19 protein-coding genes are annotated in these 24,379 nt (G+C 44.8%); 2 read left to right on the forward strand and 17 right to left on the reverse strand.

Annotated features, from left to right (window positions below; all coding sequences use genetic code 11):
- Positions 1 to 2: 2 nt before the first annotated feature.
- The 5 genes from AC1DXC_RS15915 to AC1DXC_RS15935 all read right to left on the reverse strand — a co-directional run bounded on the left by AC1DXC_RS15915 (position 3) and on the right by AC1DXC_RS15935 (position 4,704).
- The gene (locus AC1DXC_RS15915) at positions 3 to 1,760 is read right to left on the reverse strand and encodes a M23 family metallopeptidase (protein WP_477460147.1); all 1,758 of its coding nucleotides are present in this window, start codon (positions 1,758 to 1,760) and stop codon (positions 3 to 5) included.
- A gap of 166 nt (positions 1,761 to 1,926) precedes the next feature.
- Positions 1,927 to 2,538, reverse strand: a complete 612-nt coding sequence (locus AC1DXC_RS15920) for a fumarylacetoacetate hydrolase family protein (RefSeq protein ID WP_477460148.1) — start codon at positions 2,536 to 2,538, stop codon at positions 1,927 to 1,929.
- Positions 2,539 to 2,757: 219 nt separating this feature from the next.
- The gene (locus tag AC1DXC_RS15925; protein ID WP_477460149.1) at positions 2,758 to 3,249 is read right to left on the reverse strand and encodes a DUF6169 family protein; all 492 of its coding nucleotides are present in this window, start codon (positions 3,247 to 3,249) and stop codon (positions 2,758 to 2,760) included.
- The gene (locus AC1DXC_RS15930; RefSeq protein WP_477460150.1) at positions 3,233 to 3,391 is read right to left on the reverse strand and encodes a hypothetical protein; all 159 of its coding nucleotides are present in this window, start codon (positions 3,389 to 3,391) and stop codon (positions 3,233 to 3,235) included. Before AC1DXC_RS15930 ends, AC1DXC_RS15925 begins: the two co-directional genes overlap by 17 nt.
- Positions 3,392 to 4,176: 785 nt before the next feature.
- On the reverse strand, positions 4,177 to 4,704 hold the full coding sequence (locus AC1DXC_RS15935) for a T9SS type A sorting domain-containing protein (RefSeq protein WP_477460151.1): 528 nt from the start codon (positions 4,702 to 4,704) through the stop codon (positions 4,177 to 4,179).
- A gap of 477 nt (positions 4,705 to 5,181) precedes the next feature.
- Here AC1DXC_RS15935 and AC1DXC_RS15940 point away from each other — a divergent pair, with 477 nt between their 5' ends.
- Complete coding sequence (locus tag AC1DXC_RS15940; RefSeq protein ID WP_477460152.1) at positions 5,182 to 7,143, forward strand: KUP/HAK/KT family potassium transporter; 1,962 nt, start codon at positions 5,182 to 5,184, stop codon at positions 7,141 to 7,143.
- A 520-nt stretch (positions 7,144 to 7,663) separates the two neighbouring features.
- Here AC1DXC_RS15940 and AC1DXC_RS15945 read toward each other — a convergent pair.
- Together AC1DXC_RS15945 and AC1DXC_RS15950 are read right to left on the reverse strand one after the other, a co-directional pair.
- Positions 7,664 to 9,592, reverse strand: coding sequence for a T9SS type B sorting domain-containing protein (locus tag AC1DXC_RS15945; protein ID WP_477460153.1), 1,929 nt, complete (start codon positions 9,590 to 9,592; stop codon positions 7,664 to 7,666).
- Between the two features lie 1,253 nt (positions 9,593 to 10,845).
- A complete protein-coding gene (locus AC1DXC_RS15950) occupies positions 10,846 to 12,555 on the reverse strand; it encodes an amino acid permease (protein WP_477460154.1) in 1,710 nt (569 codons plus the stop codon).
- An 83-nt stretch (positions 12,556 to 12,638) separates the two neighbouring features.
- Between AC1DXC_RS15950 and AC1DXC_RS15955 the strand changes: the two genes are divergently transcribed.
- The gene (locus AC1DXC_RS15955; RefSeq protein WP_477460155.1) at positions 12,639 to 13,307 is read left to right on the forward strand and encodes a phosphatase PAP2 family protein; all 669 of its coding nucleotides are present in this window, start codon (positions 12,639 to 12,641) and stop codon (positions 13,305 to 13,307) included.
- On the opposite strand, the gene AC1DXC_RS15960 is transcribed toward AC1DXC_RS15955, so the two are convergent.
- From AC1DXC_RS15960 to AC1DXC_RS16005, 10 genes are all read right to left on the reverse strand, one after another.
- On the reverse strand, positions 13,304 to 13,966 hold the full coding sequence (locus AC1DXC_RS15960) for a hypothetical protein (RefSeq protein ID WP_477460156.1): 663 nt from the start codon (positions 13,964 to 13,966) through the stop codon (positions 13,304 to 13,306). The genes AC1DXC_RS15955 and AC1DXC_RS15960 overlap by 4 nt on opposite strands.
- A 96-nt stretch (positions 13,967 to 14,062) precedes the next feature.
- Positions 14,063 to 14,551, reverse strand: coding sequence for a glycosyl-4,4'-diaponeurosporenoate acyltransferase CrtO family protein (locus tag AC1DXC_RS15965; RefSeq protein WP_477460157.1), 489 nt, complete (start codon positions 14,549 to 14,551; stop codon positions 14,063 to 14,065).
- A gap of 161 nt (positions 14,552 to 14,712) precedes the next feature.
- Entirely contained in the window at positions 14,713 to 16,413 is a 1,701-nt protein-coding gene (locus tag AC1DXC_RS15970; protein ID WP_477460158.1) for a M3 family oligoendopeptidase, read from the reverse strand.
- 156 nt (positions 16,414 to 16,569) lie between these two features.
- On the reverse strand, positions 16,570 to 17,433 hold the full coding sequence (locus AC1DXC_RS15975; RefSeq protein WP_477460159.1) for a DMT family transporter: 864 nt from the start codon (positions 17,431 to 17,433) through the stop codon (positions 16,570 to 16,572).
- Positions 17,434 to 17,543: 110 nt separating this feature from the next.
- Positions 17,544 to 18,470: an NAD-dependent epimerase/dehydratase family protein gene (locus tag AC1DXC_RS15980; RefSeq protein WP_477460160.1), complete on the reverse strand. Its 927-nt coding sequence runs from the start codon at positions 18,468 to 18,470 to the stop codon at positions 17,544 to 17,546.
- Between the two features lie 259 nt (positions 18,471 to 18,729).
- A complete protein-coding gene (locus AC1DXC_RS15985) occupies positions 18,730 to 19,335 on the reverse strand; it encodes a Crp/Fnr family transcriptional regulator (RefSeq protein WP_477460161.1) in 606 nt (201 codons plus the stop codon).
- Positions 19,323 to 20,177 (reverse strand): UbiA-like polyprenyltransferase, encoded by an 855-nt coding sequence (locus AC1DXC_RS15990; protein ID WP_477460162.1) that lies wholly within the window; start codon positions 20,175 to 20,177, stop codon positions 19,323 to 19,325. Before AC1DXC_RS15990 ends, AC1DXC_RS15985 begins: the two co-directional genes overlap by 13 nt.
- Before the next feature lie 129 nt (positions 20,178 to 20,306).
- A complete protein-coding gene (locus AC1DXC_RS15995; protein ID WP_477460163.1) occupies positions 20,307 to 20,687 on the reverse strand; it encodes an endonuclease domain-containing protein in 381 nt (126 codons plus the stop codon).
- A 115-nt stretch (positions 20,688 to 20,802) separates the two neighbouring features.
- Entirely contained in the window at positions 20,803 to 21,435 is a 633-nt protein-coding gene (gene yihA, locus AC1DXC_RS16000) for a ribosome biogenesis GTP-binding protein YihA/YsxC (RefSeq protein WP_477460164.1), read from the reverse strand.
- Between the two features lie 171 nt (positions 21,436 to 21,606).
- On the reverse strand, positions 21,607 to 24,333 hold the full coding sequence (locus tag AC1DXC_RS16005) for an outer membrane beta-barrel protein (protein WP_477460165.1): 2,727 nt from the start codon (positions 24,331 to 24,333) through the stop codon (positions 21,607 to 21,609).
- Positions 24,334 to 24,379 lie beyond the last annotated feature (46 nt).

A 24,379-nucleotide genomic window follows, 5' to 3' on the forward strand; every position in this document is an offset into this window, starting at 1 on the left:
GTTTATCGTGTAAATTGAGCCGTAAAGGTGGCGATATTGTTTTTAGCATCTATCACCGTAAATTCAAAATTATGTTTTCCGGGTGCAATATCGGCAGTAAAAGTATAACTTAATATTTTTGTTTTGTAGTTCCACTCTACCAATACCCATTTGCCGTCTATTTTGCCGACGAAGCTTTTTACACCCGAGAGATTATCGCTCATGCGTAGCCTTATCGCGCTGATGCCCTTTAAGTTGCTGCCGTTGCGGATGTTGATAGGCGTGATGACCGGCGGCACCGAATCTACTTTCACATAAAAATCGCCGAAGGCGTGGGCGGTGGCTTTCACAAAGCCGCCATCGTACTGGCCGCCAATGCTGCCCGTAGCCGCGTTTACAATTACCGCTTTATCCGCATACTTACCCAGGTCCACATCGGGTTTTATCCAAAGTTCATACTCATCATGTATCGGCGTAAACTTATTGTGGATGCGGTGGGTTAGCGAATACGCGCCGGGCTTCATGGGCTGGGTATCGTACATAAAATCAAGGTCATCGTACAAATTGCCGGGCATTATCTGCACGCGCACCTTGCCATTATAAAAGTCGTTGTTATCGTCGTAATGCATCAGTGTCCCTGCAGGTTTCAGCGGGGCTATGTTGTTTGCCGATGTGTTCGACTGCACCTTCAGTGTTACGGTGGAGGTGTTGCCCATCACATCCTTGCAGATGAACTCCACATCGTGCAACTGGTTATCGTTAAAGGGGATAATGCCCCGGTTGATAGATTGCGGATAAAGCGATATGCGGCTGCCCGGCAGTATGAAGCATTTCTGTATCATCCGGTGGGTAAGCAAAAATGTGGGATAATCGGTATAGGCGTTTACGGCGTGTGTTTGATCGAACGCGAAACGCTCTACGGCAAAGGTGTAAACGGTTTGCCCGTCCAGCTTCATTTGGATGGAATAAACGCCGTTGCGGTTATTAGATGCGCTGTTTTGGTCGATAACGGCAATACCGAAGCCGGTGTTGCCGCTAAGCTGTAGTATCTGAGGCTTTAATAGACGATAATTGCCGGCCGCCCCGGTTACGCTAAGGAATTCCTTGGGCGTTTTCTCGCTGAAGGGGTTGCCGTTTAAATGATAGATGCCAATGGCAGTAATAGTTGGCGGTACTTCATCAGGTATCGTCAGCCCGAAAAGTTGCGGGTTGATGGTTTCCTGGGTAAGGGTATCGCGCAGCTCGAAGTGCACATGCGGACCGGCAGATGCCCCCTCATTGCCCGACATGGCTATCACATCGCCCTTAAGCACCTTGAACATGCCTTTTGGCACGGCAATATCGGCCTCGAAGGTTTGGTTTTTGTATTGGTAATCGCGAATGTATTTGAACTCCTCGGGCGTAAAGCTCTGGATATGCCCGTAAACCGAAGTATAGCCATTGGGATGCGTAACATAAATGGCCTGCCCGAAACCGCCGAATTGGATGCGCATCCGCGAAACATAGCCATCGCCAACGGCATGTACCGGGAAGCCCGTGCGCTGCATGGTTTTGAAATCGAGCCCGGAGTGGAAATGCGCGGGCCTCAACTCGCCGAAGGAACCTGCGGTAACAGGCGGCAAATCTAACGGGTAACGGAAATAATTTTGCGGGTATTGTTTGCTTTGGATGGTTTGCTGGGCGAGAGATGCCTTGCCACAAACCAGCAGCAGGATTATTACTGCATACGTTTTACAATTCGTTTTTATCGATATCTTCTTGCTGCACGGTCGTACTGGCATACTTCTTTAAAATTTTTTAGATAACCACTATATGGCGGTTTTGTTGGGGGATATCAGTATAGTCAAGAGAAATGTCGAACACCGAATTTTGAATATCGAATAATGAAGGAAAAAACACTTCATCATTGGAAATTCGAAATTCATTATTCGATATTCAAAACCTTTCTTACTTTACCTCAAAATCAAGCATCTTCTCCCCTTCCAGGTAGCCCTCAAGCCTGTCGCCTATGCTCACCTTGCCTACGCCCTGGGGGGTGCCGGTGAAAATCAGGTCGCCTTTTTTTAGGGTGATGTATTGCGATACGAAGGTGATGATACGCTCGAAAGAAAAAAGCAAATCTTTAGTGTTGCCCTGCTGGCGGGTTTCTCCGTTTATATCCAGCTTAAAGCTAAGCTCGTATAAGTTGGCGAATTGTGCTTTCGGTACAAAATTGCTTACCGGCGCCGAGTTATCGAATGCTTTGGCCAGTTCCCAGGGCAGGCCTTTTTCTTTGTGGCGGGCCTGTATATCGCGGGCGGTAAAATCTACGCCAAGGGCAATCTCGTCATAATAGTTAGCGGCGAATTTCTCGCTGATGTGCTTGCCCTCTTTGCAAACTTTTAACACTATTTCGATCTCGTGATGTATATCCTGCGAAAAATCGGGGTGGTAAAAAGGCTTATTATCTTTCAGCAGCGCGGTATCGGGCTTCATAAAAATAACCGGCACGCTGGGCACGGGGTTGTTCAGCTCTTTAGCATGCTCGGCATAGTTGCGGCCAATGGCAATGATTTTCATAGAAGACGAAATTAGTTTAAAATCCTAAAATCTAACAGAGGTAAATTCTAAAATCTAAAACCTAAATCCTAAGCGGGAGAAATCCTAAAATCTAAAGCCTAAATCCTAACAGCGGTAAATCCTAAAATCTAAGAAGCTAAAAACAGCTTTAAACTACAATCCAAAGGATAAAGAGTAAATTTTTAATTAATTAGCCAATAGTTAACCTCATGCTGTTAACTATTGGCTAATCTTGGCTAGATCTGCAAGTCGCTTTTCAAAAGCATCTAATACCAGCTTTCTTAAAGGGTTATCCTTTAATATCAGCATAGAACTATACGTAATAACATCATTGTGATTTACGGCCTTAAATATCTTATCAATATCGTTAGACAAGTCTGTTAGCCATTTACGAAAAGCAATACTCCTATGTCTCCCGTAACCGTCACCATTGAAACAAAAATAAACAATTACTACATGCTCATGCTTAGCAAAGTAGTTTTCAATTATTGAAACAAGAGTATTTTTAACCTTTATATCATGCTTCTTAGTAAACTTTTCACATTCAAAGCTATCATTGCATAAAAAATCAAAGTTATACACAATGTGCGTATTGCCATCATCGTCATGTAATGGGTACTCAAGAAAATAAGCCGTGAATATATCTCCAGTTTCAGTAGTAAAAGTAGCTAAACCCTCTGAATTTAATGAGACGCTATAAAGGAGAGACAATTTTCAACCCGGGTATAGAAGACAATTTACCACCTTTTTTTAAGGTATCGACAATACGTTTTTTGTCCTCTATAACTTTAATGATAAAGTTATAAGGAGGCGGGTTTTTAATTGATGCCCTTACGATTTCGTTGGTTTCCATGTCAGTGTTTTTATTACGTTTATAGCTAATAAAAAGTTACTTATATAAATCTATGTACACCCAATATTTGACTATCGATATACTATTTTGGTTTAATAAATTTTTTGTAATTAACTGCTATCAAGGGACTGGACAGTGAGATGCGCTGCACGTTCAATTTTGATTTAGTTAGTTATCGAAGCAAAGAAAATTGATTTACACGCTTCTCCGCAGATTGAAATTGTGTGTGATGATAAATCTAATTAACTCTTTACTTTATAAGTCTTATTTGCTAATATACAAAGATAAAGAATTGTTTGTTACCTAAAAAACAACACATAAGAAGAGAAAAGCAAGGTATAGACTTTACAAGTATCAAGTTGCAAGTAGTTTGTAGTTACAAATGTCAATAGGAACAATAAGATGGCTTTAGGCTAATTAATACTACTAATTAATACGCCTATATGTACAAATACTATCGTGTCTTATATGGCTTAAAATTGAGTAATTGAATTGTCATAAATTTGTCAAGAAATAACTTTGATGTGGTTTTTTTTATATTTCAACAGTTCACTTGGTGTAAAGTAATATATAGTTACCAAAATATTGCGTCTCTACGGTCGATTCCGCCCTTGGAATCAGCCTCGGTTAAAACGAATTATATTTTCAGACAGCTTCTAAGAGAAGTATATTCTAAAACCTAAATCCTAAGAGAAGGAAATTCTAAAATCTAATGCCTAAATTCTAAAAGGAGGAAATAAAATTCTGTTCCTCCGCTAACCAGCGGAGGCTGGGGGGCCAGGGGCTTATAGCACCGATATCCTCTTGTTGATAGATTCGGTACCTACATTTATCCGCAGGAAGTAAAAACCGCGGGTAAGCTTGTTGTTGATGTTGTAGGTAATGTTTTGGTCGCCGGCCTCTGCACGCTGCGAATAGAGGGTAAGCACATCGTTACCCAACACATCCATCACCTTTACGTTTACGAAGGCGCCGCGCGATACAGTGTATTTTACGTTGAGCACATCGTTTACCGGGTTTGGGTACACCTGCACGTTAGATAATACTTTATCTGACTGCATTGGCGGACCAGGGAACTTGTTAACCGGCTGCGCGAAAATAATTTTGGTGGTAGAGATAGCCGCAGGTTTTATGGGCGGCAAGGATAAATGCAGGATGCTTTTGCTCCCCGTTTTGGCTTTGCTTTTAATGTACTTGAGGTACGAGGTGTCCGATTTTTGCTCGGCTATCCCCTTTGCAAAGGCAACGTTTACCATCACTGCAAGCAGCGCAATAGTAAACCAGGAATTAAGCTTCGTAAATTTTCTCCTCATAATCGGTATTACATGCAAAAGTATAAATATTGTACGCTATAAACTGTCAAACTATCAATTATTAAATGCTTTTAACAATTTTTAACAATTTAAGCATTTTTTATGCGTTATTGCAACTATTGACTTATACGATTCGCAATGGTTTAAGTTGCCCGTTGCTTATTTAATAAGCTGCGTTTATATTTTATATCCGTTCCATAAACCGGCAATTGGCACTCGTGGGCAAAAAGCCCTTCCCGCACGCAGAAAATCCCGCTCAGCTGCCTGAGACTCAGCCACACGCGCCAGTTAAACCCTAAATTTAAATTGAAAGTTTAATAAATCGGTAAGGTTTTTGGCTGCGCGGCTTAATAATTATGCAAATAATGATTGGCTTTTATCGCAATTCTGTAAATATGAAGCAGCATTATACCCTATTTTAAAATTACGGTTGTGCTAATGTAATTTTTATAAATTTGTGAACTTTTTAATAACGCTGTGTCAAATCATAAAGATCTGCAAAAACTAACGGCCGCTGGGCTCCTTATTAGTTTAGGAATTATCTACGGGGATATTGGTACGTCCCCCCTATATGTGTTCAAAGCCATCATCGGTTCAGAGCATTCAAACTTTTCTCAACGTATTTCAGAAACACTGGTGCTGGGGGGCGTCTCCCTCATCTTTTGGACGCTCACCCTCCAAACCACGCTGAAATACGTAGTAATTACCCTCCGGGCCGATAACAAAGGCGAGGGCGGCATCTTCTCCCTTTTCTCGCTGGTACGCCGCAAAGCCAAATGGCTCATCGTGCCTGCGGTATTGGGTGGCTGCGCCCTGCTTGCCGATGGTATCATTACCCCGCCAATCACTATCTCCTCGGCCATAGAAGGCTTAAAAACCTACTACCCGAAGCTGCCAACGGTTGACATCGTAATCGCTATCATAGCGGGTTTGTTCATTATCCAGCAATTCGGCACCTCGCTGGTGGGCAAGGCTTTCGGGCCTATCATGTTCATCTGGTTTAGTATGATGGGCGTTTTGGGCGTCTTCTACATTGCGCAGATGCCATCTGTACTAAGGGCACTAAATCCTTATTATGCTTACCAATTGCTTACCAGCAATTACAATGCCTTCATCATTTTGGGTGCGGTTTTCCTGTGTACTACAGGGGCCGAAGCTTTATACTCCGATTTGGGCCACTGCGGCCGCAAAAACATACAAATAAGTTGGATATACGTAAAAACCTGCCTTATCCTCAATTACCTGGGCCAGGCGGTTTGGTTGCTGCAGCGCAGCGGTCAATCGATAGACCTGAACAAGCTGAACCCTTTCTACACCATTATGCCGCCGTGGTTCCTGCCCTTCGGCATTGGTATAGCTACCGTTGCGGCTGTTATAGCCTCACAGGCGCTTATATCGGGTTCTTTCACGCTGATAGCCGAAGCCGTTAGGCTTAACTTATGGCCAAAGGTGAGGATAAACTACCCAAGCGAGCAAAAGGGGCAATTGTATGTACCCAGCGTAAACTGGTTGCTTTGCTTCGGCTGTATAGGCGTGGTAGTACTGTTCCGTCATTCGGCAAACATGGAGGCTGCCTACGGCTTAAGTATTACCGTAGCCATGCTCATGACTACAATACTGGTATCAAAATTTCTGCAGCGTAAAAAGGTGCCCGCCTACATCATCGGTACCTTCCTGATAGTTTACCTGCTTATAGAAGGCACCTTCCTGCTGGGCAACCTGCACAAATTCTTCGATGGCGGTTGGTTTACGTTATCCATAGGCCTGGTGCTGTTCATCATTATGTGGACCTGGCACATGGCGCGTAAGATCAAGAACCGATACGTTAAGTTCATCGAGATCGATGATTACTTCAACATCATCAAGGAAATGAGCGAAGACGAAAGCGTGCCCAAATACGCCTCGCAGCTTATTTACCTTACCAGCGCCAACTTCAACTCTGAAGTAGAATCGAAAATCATCTACTCTATACTGCAAAAGCAACCCAAACGTGCCGACGTTTACTGGCTGGTACACGTTGATGTGGTAGACGAGCCATACAAAAGCGAATACGAGGTAGACTTTTTGATACCCGGCAAACTCATCCGTGTAGACTTTAAGCTGGGCTTCCGCGTAGAGCAACAGATAAACCTACTGTTCCGCAAGGTGGTAGAAGATTTGGTGAAGAACGGCGAAGTGGATATCACCAGCACCTACAAATCATTGAACAAGCACAAAATTGTGGGCGATTTCCGGTTCGTGGTGATAGAGAAGGTGTTGTCGCGTTCGCATAACCTGTCGTTTTTCGAAAAGATAGTGATGTTCATCTACTCGCATCTTAAAAAGATAAGCCTATCGGAAGAGCGCAACTTTGGCCTCGACCTCAGCTTCGTAACCATAGAAAAGGTACCGCTGATGCTTACCTCACCCGATGCGGTGAACCTGACCAGGGTGATATAACAAGCATATTAAATGGATATAGCAAGGGCTGCCGGATATGGCGGCCCTTTTTTGTTTTGCCCGGACGCGGAGATAAACCAATTTTCCCACCGCGTCATCGAGGCACGAAGACAACCGACCGAAGGGAGCTCATTGATTCCTTGAGAAAAAAACAAAACATCAATAATCTCTGCGCAGGACAATCCACCTTGCAAGTTCGCTCTGCTTATTGGGAGATTGCTTCGTTCCTCGCAATGACGATGTGGTGAAAGGACGCGCCTGATCTGGCGCGAATATTCAGCGCAGGAAGAGAACGGAAGCATACTCGTGACTTTCTTTCCGAACCGGGTAGAAACATAGTAGAGTAGAACATCATCCGCGACATTGCAAATGCTTGGCACGAATACGCCCTACGTTTGGCAAAATTACATACGCGCCGGATGGGGTGGTTATTTCGACTCAATGGATGCTGGTAAAAAACAAAAGCGGTTAAGAATCTTCACATTCTTAACCGCTTCACAAATAATGCCTGGTGACATTGTTAATACTTCATTACAATATAACCGGTTTTGCGTTTACTAACTTTATTCTGCACGTATTCAAGCACATAAAAGTATGTGCCCGCCTGTAGTTGCTTACCATTTATGCTGGAGTGGCCGTCAAACGCACCGTTGCTATTGTCGTAACGTGCACGTTCGAAAACCTTGTCTCCACTCTGGTCAAGTATAGTTAATTTATTTTGAGCAAAAGCTGATATACCTTCTATAAACAGCACATCGTTCCGACCGTCGTTGTTTGGAGATAAGGCGGGGTTAACTATTGGTTCGGCTACATCAAGGCGTTCCCCAGGCTGAACCACGCCAATCAATTCGTTAGTTTTAACAGGTGCAGCGGATAAAGTAGGGGGATTTGGCAGTGTAGTAAAGTTAACGGGATATTGCCCCTGGGTAAGCCAGGTACCCACTTGCGGAGGATTGGTAGTCCAAAACTGGTTATACTCTACTACAGTTACCCTATAAGTGGTATTGGGCTTTAAACCTTTAAGCGTGGCCCCATCCGCGCGCCCTTTGGTGTTTTGAGATACAATTTGGCCGTTAGGAAGAAGATTCCCACCGTTCAGTCCGTTAGCGTAACAAACCCAACCACCTATCGAGTTTCCTGCTGTGTTATTGGCCCCCCCAACGTAACCCTGATAAATTGTATAACCAGGGTGATTGGGCTCTGGTTGAGGACCCGGACGCGGGTCTACTACGCCTGTAGTTCCTTCCAGCAAAAATACCGCCCTACCACTAAGTGCCCCGTCTTTGAATGTTACACGCGCGCTGGTTGCGGTTATATCAACAACCGCCAGATCGCTTGCCTGGTCGGGCACAATATGGGGGCCAACTTTTATGCTGAAGGATGCATCGCCTCTACCCTTATCGTTATACTCAACTACCACGTATGTTTTAGTAGGGCTTTCAACAACCGGTGTCCCCGTTATAAAACTCGTTGCACAATCAAGCACCAGGCCGTTGGGCAACGCTCTGTTTATAAAAAACCCACTAGTGGGTTTCAACATCTTAACTGCTTTTGTGCCGGTTTCCGCTACGTAAAGAACACCAAACGGATCAATGCACAAGCCAAAAGGCTTATTTAACTTACCTCCAATTCCAATCGGCGATCGACTGGCGAGCGCTGTTTTTCCAACAACAGCTTTCAATGTCCAAATGGTATTATAACCATAGTCGGCCACGTAAACATTGCCTGCGTTATCTACACTTACGCCTGTAGGGAAGTAAAAAAGATCTGAGACTAAAACGGTGCCGCTTCCATCAGCCTTTATTTTTTTTATAGCGCTGTTTTGGGCATCGGCCACATAAACATCCCCGCCTGGTGTTGCAGCAATACCAACAGGCCCGTTAAACCCGGTGCCTATAACTGTTGCGGCACCGCCGGCAGCTGGTATTTTCGAAACCGTGTTACGTTTATTATCGCTTACATAAACGTTACCAACCGTATCTACAGCAACACCGAGCGGGTTGTAAAAACCGGTACTAAAGTTTGTAACGGCCCCTCCTTGTGCTGTAATTTTTTTGATGGTGCCAGAGCCCGCGTCAGCCACAAAAACGTTGCCGGATAGATCCACCGCCAATGCCGAAGGGTGGAAAAAGCCTGAACCTATTGAAACCGCATTGCCGCCCGGAGGGATTTTAAATACCTTATTTGCGTTAACATCTGCTATGTAAACGTTTCCGGCCCCATCGGCAGCGGTGGCATAAGGCATCGTGTAAGTACCTGTAACTTTTACAGCGACCTGATTATACCCCACGCCAGGATCGTAAGCACTTCCCGCAGCGTAAAGTGTTTTAATTTGGGTACCAACATCAAAAACGTTAGGGCTTCTATAACTAAAACTTGGCACCTGAGCAAATACGCTTAAATTATACAACAGAATGATAGCGCACGTGAAAAGCAAGGTTTTTTTCATGACGACAATAAGGCTTGGTTAATATGTATTATTTTATTTATTGCTTTAAAAATAATAAAATAATCAGTTCAGGCCAAAAAGTTTTCAATCATAAAAAATGCATCCAGACGACAAAATCCGCATTGTCGTCAGCTAATGAAAAAAACGGCTTCATGTCAGTAGGCTTTTTTTAGCGTTCCGCTAATGTTGTTTTGGAACACTAATAAGACGAAAGTGCTAGAGTTTTTCATCCATATCAGTTAAAAATCCGCTCCGAATATGGAGGATTTACGTCATTTTTTTGATTAAAGACCCTAAAAAATCGAAGAAAAACGGAGAAAAACGAAGGTGTTTTCGAGCGTAATCGTAACCTAGTGCGAGATGTGTAGCTCAGGAAAAGAGCGAAGGTGTACTCGTGACTTGAAAGTTGTTAAGCCCGAGACGCATTTACTTACTTCCCAAACTCCTCATTCTCGCGCCAAGCTGGGGGGCTTCGATTATTTCAGAAGGCAAACTTTATTCTTACTTGCTTATAGAAAAACAAGAATAAAAAGAGCACCCCTATTACTAAATTGTAAATACCCGAAAGTTGATCAGATAATGAAAAAAAACGATTTAAAAAAAATTCAGCGATATAAAATACCATTAGTAAAGGCAGGAAATAACTCCCGTCTTTTATTTTCAAAACATAATATAAAGGGCCACAAAAAAGCAATATCAGAAAGGCAACATAATACAAAACGTATAATATATATCCAAAAGTAAGCTCCACTAACTCCCGTGTTGTTTCTGCTTTATCAATAACGATACCCTTAAATCTATTTTCCATAAATGCTAGGATAAAAGCATACACAATATATTTTACGAATAGGTAATAAATAGTGTTGAAAAAGTTGATTTTAAACATAATCTTAACGTGGGTAAACACTTCAGCCTTTAGTCGTTGTTATAACGTGCGTGCTGTTGCTGATGACTGCAAAAGATGCCGCAGCTCTTTAAACTCACCATCGAGCAGGTGCTTGCGTGCATGTATGGTTACGTCGAATCGATGTTCCAGGCCTGTTCCACTTTGCTCAGAAAAAGTGTCCCACCCTGTTTTTTAGCAAAAATCTATTTTTGCATAGTGAATTGACTTACAATAAATTATAGCCATTACCTAAACAACAGGGATGTTCCAAATCGTTCCACTAAAATTAGTTAAAATACTAATAATCAATATGATAGTATTTTTTGGTGTGCCGCGCACAAAAGTGGAACACCCTGAAATAGATGCGTTACGCTGCGTTTTCTGCCTTACCAATTAAGCTGTGCTTATAGCCGTAAAACACATAAATCACCAGGCCTATTAACAGCCAGGCGAGGAACCTTATCCAGCTTTGGTAGGTAAGCTCGGTCATGAGGTAGAAACAGCTTAGCAGGCCCAATACAGGTATCAGCGATAGGTTGCGTACCACCGCAGCCACAGTAAGCGCGGCAGATAATAAAATAAACAGGAAGAAAGGGAATTTTTCGTGGATGTTCTCCCCTGCTAAAATCTTATGAAAGGGTTCCCAAAACAGGTATATCATCCCTATAAAAATAAAGGGCACTACATACTTGGCGTTAACATACGGCAGGTGAAACTTACCCTTCACGGCAGCTTCCCTCGGCATCAGTAAAACGCCGCCGCACACCAGTACAAAAGCAAACAGGGTACCTATGCTGGTTAATTCCGTTACTTCGGTAAGGTTTAAAAACAATGCCGGGATAGCCACTACAAAACCGGTGACGATAGTTGCGAACGATGGCGTATGGAATTTTGGATGGATGCGGGAGAATGCTTTGGGCAGCAAGCCATCGCGGCTCATGCTCATCCATATCCGCGGCTGGCCCAATTGGAATATGAGCAACACGCTGGCGGTTGCAATAACCGCGCTGATGGATATTACGTAGCTGATGTTTTTTAACCCTACTTTAGCAAATACAAAGGCCAATGGGTCGCCTACCTGCAGGTCCTTATAACTTACCATACCGGTTAATACCAATGATATGAGGATATACAGTACCGTACAGATAAGCAGGGAATAGATCATTCCGCGCGGCAAATCCTTCTGCGGGTTCTGGCATTCTTCGGCAGTGGTAGATATGGCATCGAACCCTATATAGGCGAAGAATACGCCCGATACGCCCTTCATCACACCTTTAAAACCATTCGGCATAAAAGGGTGCCAGTTGGCCGGGGTTACGTAGAAAAACCCTATGGCGATAACCGCTATAACGATAACCACCTTTAAAACCACCATAGCATTGGTAGCCTTCTTGGTTTCGCGTATGCCGATGTACACCAGATAAGTAATGATAATTACAATGCCCAGCGCAGGTAAATTAGCAATGAATTTTATGTTGCCGAAGCCGGGGGCATTGGCCCATGCTACAGCGGCGCTTTTCATGCTATCGGTAATATCGCCAAGTTTGCCGGCGGCAGTAAGCTCCTGTATTTTTCCCGGCGCACGGAATGCAGAAACGTAATCAACGGTGAGGTATTCGGGCATATGGATGTGGAAACCTTCGAGGAGGTTTACGAAATAGGTGCTCCATGATATGGCTACCGCTATATTGCCTATGGCGTATTCCATCAGTAAATCCCAGCCTATTATCCAGGCAATCAACTCACCGAAGGATGCGTAGGCATAAGTATAAGCGCTGCCTGCAACCGGTATGCGCGAGGCGAATTCGGCGTAGCAAAGGGCCGAGAACCCGCAGGTAACCGCTGTTATGACAAATAAGATAGATACGCCCGGGCCGCCCGCGAAAGCAGCTTCGCCAATGGTAGAAAAAATCCCCGCCCCCACTACGGCGGCTATGCCCATCAGGGTAAGGTCTTTTACGTTAAGTTCTTTCCGGAGTTGAGAAGCTGTGCCGGGATGCTCGGCATCGCTGAAGCCGCATTCTACATCGGCTAAAATTTTGGATACAGACTTTTTGCGGAATATGCTTTTAGACATACAGTTCGATCAGTTTTGGGTTCTTTAAACCAAACATAACCATTTTTTTGCATTGAAAAACTATATCCGTTACTTTGTGGCCAATGAAAACAGGCTTTAAAGAGGTTTTATTCAGCATCAGATACTTTTTTATTCCGTACCTCGCTGTTTTATGCGCCTGTTTGGTAATTAAGCTGCTTTACAGCAAAGAGCAAATCTACTTCGCCGTAAACGGCATCTATAACAGCCTTTTCGATTTCCTGGCCCCCTACGTTACGGATATAGGCGACGGGCTTACCATTATCATCTTATCGGCCATCCTTTTATTGTTCAGTTACCGTAGCGCTTTTTTGCTGGCAAGCAGCTATTTAGTAACCTCTATTGTGGCGCAGACCATCAAATACAGCGTGTACAGCCCGCGGCCCCGCATATATTTCGAGGATCACTTAGATAAAATAAGATTAGTGAAAGATGTGTATGTGGTTGGCGGCATCCAAAGCTTCCCCTCGGGGCATACGGTTACGGCCTTTTCGGCAGGGGTTGCCATAGCTTACCTTATTAAGAATAAAAGTTGGGGTATTGCGCTGCTGCTGGTGGCCTTGCTGGTGGGTTACTCGCGCATGTACCTTAGCCAGCACTTTTTTGAAGATGTTACGGCCGGTTCGGTAATCGGTGTGTTCGTAACAGTGGCCTGGCTAAGCTTTATCGATAGCAAAAAGTTCATAAAATCCCCCCGTTGGCACAGGGGGATCATAAAACGTTGGGCAATTTAGCTTTCGAACTGCTCCCTTAACTTGCGGTTACGGCGTGTAATGTAGAATACGATGATACCGATAAAGGCCGCCCCGCCCAGCACGCCAAATATCAAACCAGGGGCTATCCCTTTAGCGTTAGACAGGTACTGGTCGGTCCGTTTCAGTTCCGGCGATATCACTATCGCACTTGAAAATTTCTTGTATTCGTCTTTTACCAGTTCGGCCCTGTTTTCCTGATAGTAATACTCGAATGTGTAGGTTACATCCTGCGTGTAAAGCAATATAAAATTACGGAACTGCACCCCTTCGCCCTGGTCGGTTGAGAGGGTAAAGGTTTTTGCTTTGAGGTGCCCCATGGTGGTATCGCGCACGTTCAGCGCGTCGGAGCCTTTTGCCTGTCCTTTGATACCTTTTATATAATCCTTCAGCACATTGTTCAGGTCGCGCTCTTTTTTAAGTGGGGTGTTATTTGCGGCGTTGGGCTGCCTGATCACGACCATATAACCCACGTTTGATTTGCCCGAATATATCTGCTCGCCAAGGGTATCTTTCTTCGTAAATGTCTCCGGTAAAGATACCGTGACGAGGCTATCTATCTTAACAGGTTTAAATGGAACCTGCGCAAAGCCAGCTGCCGATAACAGCAACAAGCTTAAGCTTATCATTATCTTTTTCATGTTAGTTTAACCTGAAAAGCGCCAATAAGTTTTAAATAAGCCCGGATTGGCCCGCAGACGACGTAATATTTACCTTAAAATGAACTTGCGCAGGTATTATTTCATGAGCTTTAATATCCGTGCCCGGTTGTATTGCTGCAATAAAATGGGGCAGATATTATAGATGATATTGGCCAATATAACGATTAATGCGAGCGGATACAGTGATACCCAAAATGCATAAATTGCCGTGAGCATAAAAAAGAGTAAGCACATGATGTGGAAACGCTCGTGCATCACCAGGGTGCTTTGATACTGCAGCGCGGTGGCTTTGTTTTTCACCATGCGATAGCCCGGATCCAGCTTGCGCATATAACGGTTTGCGTACCGGCCACCCTGCACAAATTTCTGGACGAATCGTGCGCCGAGCCGTTCGTAAAACTTAGGGTCGCGACTTAATTGGAATATCCGCGATGGCACAAACAGGCTCAGCACGCTCAACACCAGGCAAACACATAGCCACAGCACCGAATAGCGGGTTGCCCAAACCGCCACCACCGGCGTAAAGCCCAGTATCGTCCAGAAAAAGTTGATGGCCTGATTCATGATCAATTAAAAACAACGTCATTGCGAGCGATAGCGCGGCAATCGTCGGTCAGCAGTTCGGACGCGCAGAGCGGCTCTGCATGCCGAGCATTGCCACGTCTCCCCACGGCTCAGGCCAGCGCCGCTCCTCGCAATGACGTTGGGTTTGGTTGTCGCTTCCTTTATATCTTTTCCATCTCCGCCTTCACAAATTCGGCCAGCTCTTTTACATAGGCTGCGCTGAAATCGAATTTGATACCTGCGGTTTCGTATATCTCGGTAATGGTTTTGGTGTAGCCCAACTTTAAGGCGTCCAGGTATTGCTGCAGGCCTTTTTCGGGGTTTTCTTTATAGTTTTTCCATACCGCTATGGCACCTAACTGGGCCATGCCATATTCTATATAATAAAACGGCACCTCAAAAATGTGCAGCTGCTTTTGCCACAGGTTTTGCTCTGCCTGGGGGTTTACGCTCCAATCAACAAAGCCTGCGCCGAACGGCTCGTATATCTTTAGCCAGGCTTCTGTGCGCTCGGCGGCGGTATGCTCGGGATTAGTGTATATCCAATGCTGAAACTGGTCTACCACGGCTACCCATGGCAGGGTTTTCAGCACATCGAAAAGCTGGTCGCGCTTGGCGCGTTTCAGGTCTTCCTCGTTATCAAAATAAACATCCCAGTTATCCATGGATATCAACTCCATCGACATGGAAGCCAATTCGGCTACCTCGCTTGGGCAGTGCTTAAAATCGTTCAGCTCCAGGTCGGCAGTTAAAAAGGTGTGTACGGCGTGGCCGCCTTCGTGTACCATGGTGGTGAGGTCGCGGAAGGTATTTGCCGAATTCATGAAGATGAACGGCGCGCCCGTTTCGCTCAGCGGGTAGTTGTAACCGCCCGGTGCCTTGCCCTTGCGGCTTTCCACATCGAACAGGTTATTGTCTTTCATAATCTCTAAACGCTCGCCCAGGTAACGGCTGATGTTGCTGAAGCATTGGATAGATTTCTCCACCAGTTCAGCACCGCTATTGAAAGGCTTAAGCGCGGGCTTGCCCGATATATCTACATCCATATCCCATGGCTTTAGGGTATCCACATCAAGAGCCAGGCGGCGTATCTCGGCCTGCTCGCGCAGGATAGGCACAATCTCGGTTTCTATAGCGGCATGAAAAGCGTAGCAATCCTGCGGCGTATAATCGAAACGGCCAAGTGCCTGGAACATATAGTCGCGGAAATTCTCGAAGCCCGCGTTAAGGGCAACTTTGTGGCGCAGCGCACGCAGATGGTCGAAAAGCGTATCCAACACGGTTTTCTCCTGCAGGCGGCGGGCGGTTATCTTCTCCCATACCTCCTGCCGTTTGGTGCGGTCGGTGCCTTTCAAAAATACCGAAGCCTGTTCCAGGGTATATTCCTTATCGTCGATATGTACCGACATGGCGCCTGATATGCCCTGGTACTTCTGCTGCTCTACCTGTATCTCGGTTTGCAGCGGTATATTCTCCTCGCGGAAAAGCTCCAGCGACTTTTTCACAGCGCGCAGCATAATGTAGAATTTGTCTTCGTCCAGTTCGCCAACATACTCGCTGGCCACCAGTTTTTTGTTCAGTTCGTTATTGTATGGCGCGGTTTTGGGCTCAATTTCGGTAGCGAAGTACTGGAAGCTTTCCAGCAGGTCGGGGTTCATGGTATCGCAGGTCATGCGGATGTAGCGCCAGGCAAAGTCCTCCTCCAGGGCGGCCTGCAGCTCGCTGCCATCTTTAAGCCATTGCTCTAACTCTTCGACCGAATTGATAGCGCGATTGGTCAACTCCTGGTAGATAGGTTCCAGCGTTTCCCATTTAATTTCAAGGTCGGCCGGGATATAATGTCTTGTTTTTTTGTGGATCATGATGTTTTCAGATGTGCAGATATGCAGATTACAAATGTGCAGATGATTTATAAGCGCTGCAAATTACGGATTAGATATGGAGATATGCAAATGTGCGAATATGCAGATTAGTAGGGAAAGAGTAAAGAAATTACAGGCCGATTTACCCATGGTAAATCAATTCAGGCTTAGGACTATTATCCCGCCCAATATCAGCGCGCTGGCAATAAGCCTGCGGCGGCCATCGTCTTCATTCAATACTCTTGAACCCATGAACACGCCAAGTAATATACTGGTTTCGCGTGCCGGGGCAACAACCGTAAGCGGTGCAAATTTTAACGCCTGCAGCACCAATATGTAGGCCAGGGGACTAAGCACGCCTACGCCTATGATAAGCCATTTGTGCTCCTTCACCTCTCTTTTTATCTCGCTCTTTTGCCCGGCCACCAGAGGCAGCAGCAAAACGGTATTGAATACATTGGAGACAAAAGTGATGGTGAGTGGCGATATGGCGTAGTTTTTTATGGCAACGGCATCGTTAAAGGTGTACAGGGCAATAAACAAGCCGGTAAGCACACCCCAGAAAACGCCCGTCATTATCCCGGTGTTGTTAGCTTTTTTAAAGCTGAGACCGGTGATAATCACCACGCCGATAAGGATGAGGAATAGGCCGATGGTTGTTTTCAGCTTCAGCGCTTCGTGCAGGAATAAGATGGCAGCAGCCGATGAAAAAAGCGGACCCGTGCCGCGGGCAAGCGGGTACACTACTGAAAGATCGGCGCTCCGATAACCCTTCTGCAACACCAAAAAATAGCCTACATGCAGCAACGCGCTGCTTAAGGATAGCCACAGTAGAGGTGCCGACAAAACGATATCGCCTTGTATAAACATATATACCAGCACCGGCAGGTACAAAACCGCGCTGGCAATATAAATCAGCCAGATAAACGGTGCTTTGCCATTGGCTTTTTTTGACAGCAAGTTCCAGAAAGCGTGAAGCACGGCTGCCGAAAGTACCAGCGAGAGGACATAGAAACTCATTTAGACCCGTTTTTTAAGATGATAACACGCTTACGACCGCAGCCTAAGCCGTTTCACCATCAAAAGTTTAGTGTGGCTAAACTAATTAAAAACCCGGGCTTAAAAAAACACTATACCGGCTTGTAAAGCGTTTCCGACATTTTTTTTATCCCGTCTTCGTAGGGTGTGGGCTTAAAGTTAAACCGTTTTTCAAACTTGGTTGAATCGAACAGATAATCATGATCGTACTGGTAATACATCTCTACCGTACCGGCTACTACTTTCATAAACTTGCCTATTGTCCAAAGCATCCACTTTTTAAGGCTAAAATAGCTGGGTTTTGTTTTATATATGGATGCTGCCAACTCTATAAATTGCTTACCTGTGAGTGCAGGGGCGGTGGGCAGATGCCATATCTGGTTATCGCTATCGGGATTTTGGCCAAGCAGGTACATGGCTTTGCCTGCATCTTCAATATAAATAAAGCAATGCTTTGTGTTGGCGTTGCCTATCCATTGGGCAGTTTGCTTTTTGGCGTATTTAGCCAATACCATCATATCAAAAAAGCTGTTGGTGCTATCGGTGCCGTAAAAATCGGGAGCGCGGGCTATGCTTGCCTGCAGGCTGCCGGCTTTTACTTCGTTCATAATGGCGTTGGCAACACCTACGCGTACCTTGCCTTTTTCACTTATTGGATTGTATGGGGTGTTTTCTGTCATAGGCCCCTCCACCAGCCCGTAGCTATAAACGTTATCAAAAAATATCAGCCTTGCATTGTTCTCTTTGGCAACAGCTATCGCATTTTTTATGATGACAGGCCATTGCGCCTTCCAAATTTCGGCATCGTAAACAATGCCAGCGCAGAGATAGATTACCGTAGAACCTTTAGCCGCTTCGCGCAGTTCATCCAGGTTCAAAAGGTCGGCTTTTTGCCAGGTGGTGTTTCTGCCTGTTTTTATTTCGCGCCTGCTTACCAGGCGTATAGTGTCGTTATTGTTTTCTAACTGGCGGGTTAACGCATTGGCTACCGGGCCCCCTGCTCCTAATATGGTATGCATGTTTTTTTGCTTTAAGTTAAATGATGGTACAAATGTATGCTCGAGTTGAAAATCAAAACGTTAACAAAAGATAAGAATTTGGGCTTTAGATATGAGAATTGAGATGTGAGATATGAGATTGGAACACCGTTTCATAAAACAGAGAACATGCCACAAATATCTGCGAGCGACATACTATATTCTGTTAATTCTAAAATCCTGCAAACGGCGGAGCCCTCTTGAGCGCCCCAAAAACTCTAACACCGCGAAAAATTCTGATTCAGACAGTTAAAATCCGCTTCCGTATCCTTGATAGCGATACCGGCGTTATCCCTAAAAAGTTGGCGATGTAGTGTTGTGGCATGCGTTGGAGTATTTCGCGGCCGGTTTGCAGGAGCTTAAGGTAGCGCTCTTCGGGTGTTTGGGTAACAAAAGACGAAACCCGATCTTCGTAACAAATGAGGTAATGCTCGGCTATTAATCTGCCAAAGCGTTCCATTTTGTAGGCCAGCATGGGGTTGGCCAGCATCAGGTCCATGTTTTTCTTGCTGATAACAATGATCTGGCTGGGCTCTAAGGCTTCGATGTAGTTAAGGGAGGGCTCACCCGTTAGGAAGCTTGTATAGCTGCTTACATAGTCATTCTCAAAACTGAAGTAGTTGGTAATATCCGCCCCATCTTTAATATGATAATAACGTACCGATCCCTTCAGCACGAAACCTACATGGCCGCACACTTTACCGGCTTCGGCAAAAAGCTGTTTCTTTTTAAAGGTTTGTAAGCTGATATACTGGATAAATACGATCCATTCGGCCTCGTTGAAAACCACGTAGGGTTCCATGCCTTTGCGCAAGGCTGCGAGTTGTGCCGATGTTAGCGCATCCATACCCTATCCATCAGAAAGAATGCCGCGAATACTACACTGGCGATGCCGTTGGTGGTCATAAAGGCGATGTTTACGCGGCTAAGATCATTGGGCTTTACCAGCAGGTGCTGGTAGGTAAGCATGGCGCAGAAAAAAACTATGCCGATATAATATAACCAGCCTACGTTGGTATCAAATACGGGCATCACAATAAACGCTGCCGAAAATATATGCAGCACCGTTGATAGCCTTAATGCATTTACCTTGCCTAGCCAGGCAGGAATAGAATGCAGGTTTTCGTTACGGTCGAAGTCTTCATCCTGCAGGGCGTAAATAATGTCGAAACCGCTAACCCAAAACAATACCGATAAGGAGAAGAATACGGGCGTTAGGGCAAACGCCCCGGTTACTACCAAATAAGCCCCTATGGGTGCCAACGAGAGGCCAAGGCCCAATACCATGTGGCAAAGCGCAGTGAAACGTTTGGTTGCGCTATACCCAAGCACCACCAATAATGCAATTGGCGAAAGATAAAAACACAGCGGGTTTATAAACCAGGTGGTGATTATGAACAATACGCAATTGCTCAATGTAAAGGTTAATGCCGCAGCCGGACTGATCCTTCCTGCCGGGATATCTCGTTGCTTGGTGCGGGGGTTTTTGGCATCGATGTTCCTATCCAAGTAACGGTTAAAGGCCATGGCCGAGTTGCGGGCAAATACCATACAAAGCAGCATCATCGCCAGCTTTTGCCACTCGAATTTGTGGTCGGTTGTGGTTACCGCCAAAAAGAAGCCGATAAAAGCAAACGGCATTGCAAATATGGTGTGCGTAAACGTTACGAGGGAAAGGTATTTTTTCATTTCAAATATAAGTTCCCCTCTTGAGAGGGGTTAGGGGTGTGTTCGCCGGTGGAGCTGTTTTTTTCTGACGAAATATAGTTCCCCTCTCGAGAGGGGTTAGGGGTGTGTTCGCCATTATACAGCCGATTTCTATTCATTAACTTTATGTTCAAAAATATATTGCTCAATAGTTCGCAATACGTTTATCATATCTTTTCTTACTTCCATTTCGGTAAAGCGCAAAACCGTTAAGTCAAATTCTGCAAGTTCCGCTTCCCTTGAAACATCAAGTTTATATTGCTCTTCGTGATTGTGGTAACGGCCGTCGATTTCAATTACCAAATTTAATTCATAGCAATAAAAATCCACTATGTATTTTAACAATGGCTTTTGGCGATGAAAATCATAACCAAGCATTTGTTTACCATTTAATTCCTTCCAAAGCAGTGCTTCACCAAGCGTGTTATCGTTCCGCAAGTTTCGGGCTAATTGCTTTAGGTTTGGATTGTATGGTATTATTTTGCGTTTCAATATTCAGATACTTCCTTGCAACGGTCTCTGCTTGACCGACACACCCCTGACCCCTCTCAAGAGGGGAAGCGCGACGGGCTAATTGTGTTCGATATGCGTTCGATATTATTTTCCTCTAGCTTTTATAATACTCCTCATCAAAAGGCGGCGGCGTAAAGCTGCGGTTTATGCCGTCTATAAATTCCAGCAGACCATCGCGGCCGGCGAGCGTTTCAGACGAGGTTACGAAATGCTGCGGCGCTTCTTCAAAGGTAGTAAGTATCGCTTTGCGAAACTTAGCCACGTTCTGGTCGGTTTTGATATTGCTTTGCTTATCAGCCTTAGTAAATACCAATACAAAGGGCAGGCCCTTTTCGCCCAGCCAATTGCAAAACTCCAGGTCTATCTTCTGGGGTTCCAGCCGGCTATCTATCAGCACCATTACGCACTGCAGGCTCTCGCGTTTATCCAGGTAGCTGCGGATGAATTTGTTCCAGTCTTCCTTTTTGCTTTTAGATATCCTGGCATAACCGTAGCCTGGTAAATCTACAATGTACCACAGCTCGTTCACCAAAAAGTGGTTGATGAGCTGCGTTTTGCCCGGCGTTTGCGATGTTTTGGCAAGCCCTTTCTTCTGCACCAGCATATTGATAAGCGACGACTTGCCCACGTTAGACCGCCCTATAAACGCAAACTCGGGCTTAATAGGTATGGGCAACCGCGATATCTGGGTATTGCTGCAAATAAAATCGGCCGATTTGATAATCATGCCGCAAAGGTAACTTATTTGTTGGAACGTTGGAAGGTTGTAAAGTTTGAAGGTTAAGAGGGAGTTAAAAGGTTGAAACATTTGAAGGTTGGCGGAGAGTCAGAAAAGAAAGTTGTAACCCAACATATTCTTAGCTTTAAAACATTACAACTTTTCAACCTTCAAACCTTACTACTTTCCTTTACCGGTTGATTTGGTGAATTTATATTGCAGCGTAAGCAAAAAATACCGCCTGATGATTTGCGATTGGGTATCGGTAACAGTGTTTTGCACTACAGAGCGGTAAGTATCTATATTCTGATTCAGCAGGTCGTAGCAGGATAACTTTATCTCGCCCTTATCCTTTTTCAAAAATTGGCGGGCTATGCTAATGTTGAGCAAATTGCTGCTTTTTTGAAAACCGGGCGGCACCAGCGGGTTGTACCTGTAATTGTAATTACCGTTGATATTCATTTTAGCAGGCAGGTAAAGCAAAAAATGCGCATCAATACTGTGCGTAATAAACTTTTGGTTGCTGTAATCTACGCCGCTATAGGTTGTATAAGTTTGATTTAACGTGTACTGCGGGTCTATCTCAAACTTGTCTTTATAATTAAAAGTGATGTGCTCGCTCACACTAAACTGGTACGAGTCCTGAAAACCATTCACCCTGTTCAGCACAAAAAAATCGTGATTTTTCGAGAGATTAAAATTAGTAGCGGCATCCAATTGTACGTCGTCCTTTTTTGTGAACCGCTTGTTTACATAGCCGCTCATGCTGATATTGTACCTGCCATCGCGGTTTATCGGCGTACTGGTTTCTACCAGTTGCGCATCCTGCGTGCGCTGCCTAAAAACGCTGTTCTGGTAAAATGTTGCAGCGGCCCGCACATTGTAGCTGGTGCCGCTTTGAAAATTATACTTCGAATAATTGATGCTGAAGCTATTGTTTGTGGTAGGCTTAAGCGCGGGGTTGCCCGTAACCGAGTACGAGGGACTAAACACTACGGTATAAGGCACCATATCGCCAATGTTGGGCAGATAAGTGTAGCGGGAATAATCGGCCGAGAAGTTTTTGATGTTGAAATTGAACGACGGCATAAAAAATACGTATTGCTGATCTAAGGCCGCCGTGCCGCGCCCGAACGTGTTTTTTACCTGCTGAAATTGCGTATTGAAATGCACCCGCAAATTTATATTGTTTGATGAGGTAAAACTAAGGCCCGGGTTAATGCCCTGCGTCCATCTATCGCGCCGTAGGTCGTTGCTCTTGTCGAATAAATAGCTATCGTATTGGCCGCTCAACGGGTTATAATTGTAAAAAGTAACTTTATCCAGGTTATGGCTATAGCCTCCCTGCGCAGCCACATCGGCCGTGATTTTTTTACTCAATGGATAAGTTAAACTGGCAGATAGGCTTGCATCGGTACCGCGCGACCGGTTATCACCAAGCTGCCGATAGCCGTACGATGGTAGCGCCGCCACATACGAGGCAAGCCGGGTACTGTCATAATTAACACTATTGCGCGGACTTACGCTAAGGCTGTGGTCGATATTAAGAGATGCACCCTTCTTTTTCAACTGCCGGTTATAATTGAACGATTGCGAGAACCTCACGGTATTACCGCTTGTATTGTTGGTATTTGTAGAATTATTGATGGGATTTATAAAATTACTGTAGCTGTTACTTTCGCTTGCATTTGTAGCGATGTTGTCGCTTATATTGATGTAAGGCGTATAGCGGAGGCTGGTTTTATCATTTGGTTTCCAGGCCACCGTGCTGCTAAGGGAGTGGCCGGTATTATCGCTGTTGCGCTTTGTTGCCGAGTTTGTAAACACCGTTGTATCGGTTAAAAATTGCTGCTTTTTGGCAACACTATTAAACTCATAAACATCTTTTTTATACAGGTAGGCAAAGTTTATCTTTAGTTTTTTGCCGTAATCAGTATTAACATTGATACCCAGGTTTGTGGTGGTTTGCTTACCGCTGCCGCCGCCGCCAAACGCAATGCCGGATCGCGATATGGCTTCCCCTCCCCTGTTTAAACCGCCTGAAGTATAAAGGTCGTTAAAATCGAAGCCGGTACTATTGAGGTTATTTAACGAACCTAAAAGGCTAATCTGCAGCGTATCCCTGAATGCGTTAATCAGCCCACCCGCCTGGTAATAGCCTTTTGTACCCGCCCCGGCATAGGTTTTGCCAAAAACGCTCTTTTTAAACGCCTTTTTAAATTTAAGGTTGATGATTTTGTCCACTTTCGAATCGGGTATCAGGTGGTCGGGATCGTTATCCCGGTCATCATAAACCTGTATCTTATCAATCATATCGGCATCGATATTTTTTGTGGCCATGCGGATGTCCGACGAGAAAAACTCATGCCCATCAACCAAAACTTTATTTACCGTTTTACCCATTACGGTAATGCCTCCATCGGCCCCAATCTCCAGGCCGGGTAATTTTTTAAGCAGGTCTTCCACCACTGCATTCGGGCGCACTTTAAAGGCTTCGGCATTAAATTCAATGGTGTCTTTTTTGATGATAATGGGCAGGCGTTCGCCTTTCACAAGCACTTCGTTAAGTTCCTTTATATTTAATTTGATGATACCGAGGTCCAGCGCATCGGTTTTCAGCGTCACTATTTTCCGGTATGGCTGATAGGCTACGAACGATATAAACACCTTTACAGAGATACCCTGCGGGATATTGTGCAGCTTAAAATCGCCGTTTTTATCAGTAATGGTATATGATAACAAGTGGGCGGCTGTGTCCCGATTATCCAGTATGGCAACGGTGGCAAATTCGATGGGTTTGTTACTTAACGAATCTACTACCCTACCTTTTACGTTAGCTTTATTTTGAGCTAAGGAAGCAACTGTTATCAGGATAAAGAAGATGAAAAAAGACAGCGTTTTATTCATACAGGCTCAGGCGGATGTTTAACGCTTAAAAATGTATAAAATGTTC

This window comes from Mucilaginibacter sp. P2_D11 (genome assembly GCF_056404435.1).

Excerpts from the sequence above, each read along its gene's own strand:
- AC1DXC_RS15955 (WP_477460155.1), top strand. The coding sequence starts at position 12,639 with ATGAAAACAGGCTTTAAAGAGGTTTTATTCAGCATCAGATACTTTTTT.
- yihA (WP_477460164.1), bottom strand. The coding sequence starts at position 21,435 with ATGATTATCAAATCGGCCGATTTTATTTGCAGCAATACCCAGATATCG.
- AC1DXC_RS15920 (WP_477460148.1), bottom strand. The coding sequence starts at position 2,538 with ATGAAAATCATTGCCATTGGCCGCAACTATGCCGAGCATGCTAAAGAG.
- AC1DXC_RS15915 (WP_477460147.1), bottom strand. The coding sequence starts at position 1,760 with ATGCCAGTACGACCGTGCAGCAAGAAGATATCGATAAAAACGAATTGT.
- AC1DXC_RS15975 (WP_477460159.1), bottom strand. The coding sequence starts at position 17,433 with ATGAGTTTCTATGTCCTCTCGCTGGTACTTTCGGCAGCCGTGCTTCAC.
- AC1DXC_RS15950 (WP_477460154.1), bottom strand. The coding sequence starts at position 12,555 with ATGTCTAAAAGCATATTCCGCAAAAAGTCTGTATCCAAAATTTTAGCC.
- AC1DXC_RS16005 (WP_477460165.1), bottom strand. The coding sequence starts at position 24,333 with ATGAATAAAACGCTGTCTTTTTTCATCTTCTTTATCCTGATAACAGTT.
- AC1DXC_RS15985 (WP_477460161.1), bottom strand. The coding sequence starts at position 19,335 with ATGGATGCGCTAACATCGGCACAACTCGCAGCCTTGCGCAAAGGCATG.
- AC1DXC_RS15935 (WP_477460151.1), bottom strand. The coding sequence starts at position 4,704 with ATGAGGAGAAAATTTACGAAGCTTAATTCCTGGTTTACTATTGCGCTG.
- AC1DXC_RS15960 (WP_477460156.1), bottom strand. The coding sequence starts at position 13,966 with ATGAAAAAGATAATGATAAGCTTAAGCTTGTTGCTGTTATCGGCAGCT.
- AC1DXC_RS15980 (WP_477460160.1), bottom strand. The coding sequence starts at position 18,470 with ATGCATACCATATTAGGAGCAGGGGGCCCGGTAGCCAATGCGTTAACC.
- AC1DXC_RS15945 (WP_477460153.1), bottom strand. The coding sequence starts at position 9,592 with ATGAAAAAAACCTTGCTTTTCACGTGCGCTATCATTCTGTTGTATAAT.
- AC1DXC_RS15930 (WP_477460150.1), bottom strand. The coding sequence starts at position 3,391 with ATGGAAACCAACGAAATCGTAAGGGCATCAATTAAAAACCCGCCTCCT.
- AC1DXC_RS15990 (WP_477460162.1), bottom strand. The coding sequence starts at position 20,177 with ATGAAAAAATACCTTTCCCTCGTAACGTTTACGCACACCATATTTGCA.
- AC1DXC_RS15970 (WP_477460158.1), bottom strand. The coding sequence starts at position 16,413 with ATGATCCACAAAAAAACAAGACATTATATCCCGGCCGACCTTGAAATT.
- AC1DXC_RS15965 (WP_477460157.1), bottom strand. The coding sequence starts at position 14,551 with ATGAATCAGGCCATCAACTTTTTCTGGACGATACTGGGCTTTACGCCG.